Source organism: Promineifilum sp. (SeqCode), assembly GCF_041918635.1.
GTDB lineage: Bacteria > Chloroflexota > Anaerolineae > Promineifilales > Promineifilaceae > Promineifilum.
Window position 1 is genome coordinate 1 of sequence record NZ_JAYRVJ010000797.1, and the last position, 3,034, is coordinate 3,034.

The 3,034-nt window shown below is 60.0% G+C and carries 5 protein-coding genes; 3 read left to right on the forward strand and 2 right to left on the reverse strand.

From position 1 onward, the window contains the following. The 3 genes from ACE3UY_RS22715 to ACE3UY_RS22725 form a co-directional block, all read left to right on the forward strand. Nucleotides 1-1,445, forward strand: a 1,445-nt coding sequence (locus ACE3UY_RS22715) for a xanthine dehydrogenase family protein molybdopterin-binding subunit (protein ID WP_374689748.1), incomplete at its 5' end; no start/stop codon positions are given. Nucleotides 1,446-1,508: 63 nt separating this feature from the next. Then, complete coding sequence (locus ACE3UY_RS22720; protein WP_374689749.1) at nucleotides 1,509-1,838, forward strand: type II toxin-antitoxin system Phd/YefM family antitoxin; 330 nt, start codon at nucleotides 1,509-1,511, stop codon at nucleotides 1,836-1,838. A gap of 2 nt (nucleotides 1,839-1,840) precedes the next feature. Continuing rightward, entirely contained in the window at nucleotides 1,841-2,266 is a 426-nt protein-coding gene (locus ACE3UY_RS22725; RefSeq protein WP_374689750.1) for a putative toxin-antitoxin system toxin component, PIN family, read from the forward strand. A gap of 1 nt (nucleotide 2,267) precedes the next feature. Here ACE3UY_RS22725 and ACE3UY_RS22730 read toward each other — a convergent pair whose 3' ends face one another. Both ACE3UY_RS22730 and ACE3UY_RS22735 read right to left on the reverse strand, forming a co-directional pair. After that, nucleotides 2,268-2,708: a pyridoxamine 5'-phosphate oxidase family protein gene (locus tag ACE3UY_RS22730; RefSeq protein WP_374689751.1), complete on the reverse strand. Its 441-nt coding sequence runs from the start codon at nucleotides 2,706-2,708 to the stop codon at nucleotides 2,268-2,270. Beyond that, nucleotides 2,705-3,034: Mut7-C RNAse domain-containing protein (locus ACE3UY_RS22735; protein WP_374689752.1), on the reverse strand; the 330-nt coding region annotated here is incomplete at its 5' end. The genes ACE3UY_RS22735 and ACE3UY_RS22730, both read right to left, overlap by 4 nt.

Consider the following 3,034-nt stretch of genomic DNA (forward strand, 5'->3'; position numbering starts at 1 on the left):
TGGAAGAGGTGCGTATTACGCTGGTTCCCAACGGCGGCGGCTTCGGCGGCAAGGAAGACCTGTCGGTGCAGGGGCACGCGGCGCTGATGGCTTATGCGCTCGGCCGGCCGGTCAAGGTGGGGCTGACGCGCGACGAGTCCATCATCATGCACCCGAAACGCCACCCCATCTGGATGGACTACACCGTCGGCTGCGACCAGGACGGCAAGCTGACCTACGTCAAGGTGAATTTCATCGGCGACACCGGGGCCTACGCCTCGGTGGGCATGAAGGTGCTGGAGCGCTCGGCCGGCCACGCCACTGGAGCCTACCACGTGCCCGCGGCCGACATCCAGGCCTACGCCGTTTACACCAACAACATCCCCTGCGGGGCCATGCGCGGCTTCGGCGTTAACCAGGCGATATTCGGCCTGGAGAGTTGCATCGATCAGTTGTGCGAGCTGGGCGGCTTCGACCGCTGGCAGTTCCGCTATAACAACGCCCTGCAGAACGGCGATATGACCTCCACCGGCCAGATCATCGAGGGCGGCGCGGGAGTGCGCGAGACGCTACTGGCCGTGCGCGACCAATTCTACGCCGCCAAGTACGCCGGGCTGGCCTGCGGCATCAAGAACACGGGCGTCGGCAACGGCATGGCCGACGCTTCACAGGCGCGCATCACCATCGAGGCCGCCGACCGTGTCACCATTGACCACGGCTGGACGGAGATGGGCCAGGGCGTGCACACCATTGCCGTGCAGACGCTCTGCCACGAGACGGGCATCGATCCGCGCCTCGTCCAGGTGCGCGTGGACACCGCCTCGCGGCAGGAGGCGGGCATGACCACCGCCTCGCGGGCCACGTCGCTGGTGGGCAACGCCATCATTAACGCCGCCACCAAATTGCGCGAGGAGTTGCAGACGCACACGCTGGCCGACCTGGTGGGGCGCGTGTACGAGGGGGCGTGGATCGTGGACTGGACAACCAAGCCGGGCAAGGCAACGGACAAGATCGTCACCCACTACTCCTACAGCTACGCCACGCAACTGGTGACGCTGGACGACGACGGGCAGATCGCCAAGATCACCGCCGCCCACGATGCCGGCAAGATCTACAACCCGACGCTATTCGAGGGGCAGTTGGAGGGGTCGCTGCACATGGGGTTGGGCTACGCCATCAGCGAGGAACTGGTCATGGAGGGCGGCCGGCCGAAGAGCACGCGGCTGCGCCAGATGGGCATTCTGCGGGCCAAGGAGATGCCGGAAATGGAGATCATCGGCGTCGAAGTGCCCGACCCGTACGGCCCCTATGGGGCGAAGGGCGTGGGCGAGATCGGTCTCGTGCCGACGGCGGCGGCCGTGGCCAACGCACTGTACCAGTTCGATGGGGTGCGGCGGACGAGGTTGCCGATGGCGTTGCCGAAGAAGGCGCGGGTAGTGAGTCATGGTCTATCCTTGACAAGCTAACCTTCAAGCTATTATAATGGCTATATTTCAGACCAGATCAACAGTAACAATAGGATATTAGCTATGCCCAAAACCGTAACCGTTAGCGAAGCAAAAAACAAACTAAGTTCCATGCTCCAATGGGCAGTTGATAACCGCGATGAAGTCGTCGTCGAAAGCCACGGCGAGCCTAAGGCAGTTATTTTGCCATATGGAGAGTATGAAGAGTTTCTGACGTTCCGAGAGCAGGCGCGAAGAAGGGAAGCGTTCCGGCAATTGGAGGAACTGGCCGAGAGAGTCCGCGCTCGTAACGCCGACCTAACTACTGAGGAGGCGGAGCAGTTAGCTGACGAGATCACTCGCGAGACCATACAGCGCATGGTTGATGAGGGGAAGGTCATCTTCCAATCTTAACAATGCGCGTCTTGATCGATACAAATGTCCTTATCAGCTATCTGCTTCTGTCAGAAAAGGAAGGAGCGATAAGGGTCATTATTCATGCCTTTCAAGAGCGTCGCTTTTCATTGCTATTACCGGATCCTCTGCTTCAGGAACTCGTAACTGCGGTGCGGGGCAAGCGTAGATTGGCAAGTCGAATTTCGCCGAAGGAACTGGAATCCTTCTTATCTGTCTTGACAACTTATGGGGAAAGAATCAGAAAGATTGAGGAACCGATTCCAAGTATCACGCGCGATATTAAGGACGACTATCTCTTGGCCTACGCGCTGGTGGGCGCGGTCGACTATCTGGTGACGGGCGACAGAGATTTACTGGCGCTCCGAGGGCAGGTGGCCGGGTTGGAGATTCTAACCCCGGCTCAATTCAGCGAATTACTCGCATAGATTATTCCGCCGCCCGCCAGCGTAGCGTATTTGGTGGTGCGTCGTCATAGCGATTCATAAAAGCGAACTCAATCGTCAGGACAAACAGAATATAGCGCTCCTGGGGGACATAGGATGATGCCCGGACTGCTTGTTCCCTGACTGCAGGATCCTCGTTTAGCGTCGCCCGCCCCCTGACGTAAAACTCACCCCCGCCGCCGCTCGAATCTTCAACCGAGCAGTGCAATGCATAGCGGCCATCGCGCCGCAAGTCCGCGCCTTTGGGCGAGGTGGGTTCCATAAACAGGAATAACTGCTCGCCGATGATGGGCGTCACCGGGTGCACGCGCGGGCTGCCGTCGGCGCGGATCGTCCCCAGATAGGCGACGCCGCTTTGAAAACGGGCCCGGCCGAAGGCTGCCAACTCCGGGGCCTGTTGCGCAAATTCCGTCCAACTGGTCATGGCTGATCCTCCCTGATAGATGATGACATGCTTTCCACCTCCTTCACCAACCCGGCCAATTCTCCAAAATGCGACCCCCGCCAATACACCTGTCCGCACGACTCACACTGTTGGAAGTCGTCGTAGTATAGCTTCGTCTTCGGCTCCAGATGGTCGAAGATGGCTGCTTTCTCCACAGGGTGTAACAACCCATTGCAGCGTAAGCAGCGCCGCCACGGTTCGACCTGCTCGAACACCTGGTAGCGGCGCAGCACGGCGAATAGCTGCTCCCGCGGGTCAGTCGTGCGCAGGCAGTAGCCGAAGGTGACCAGCCGCCGCTTCAGCAA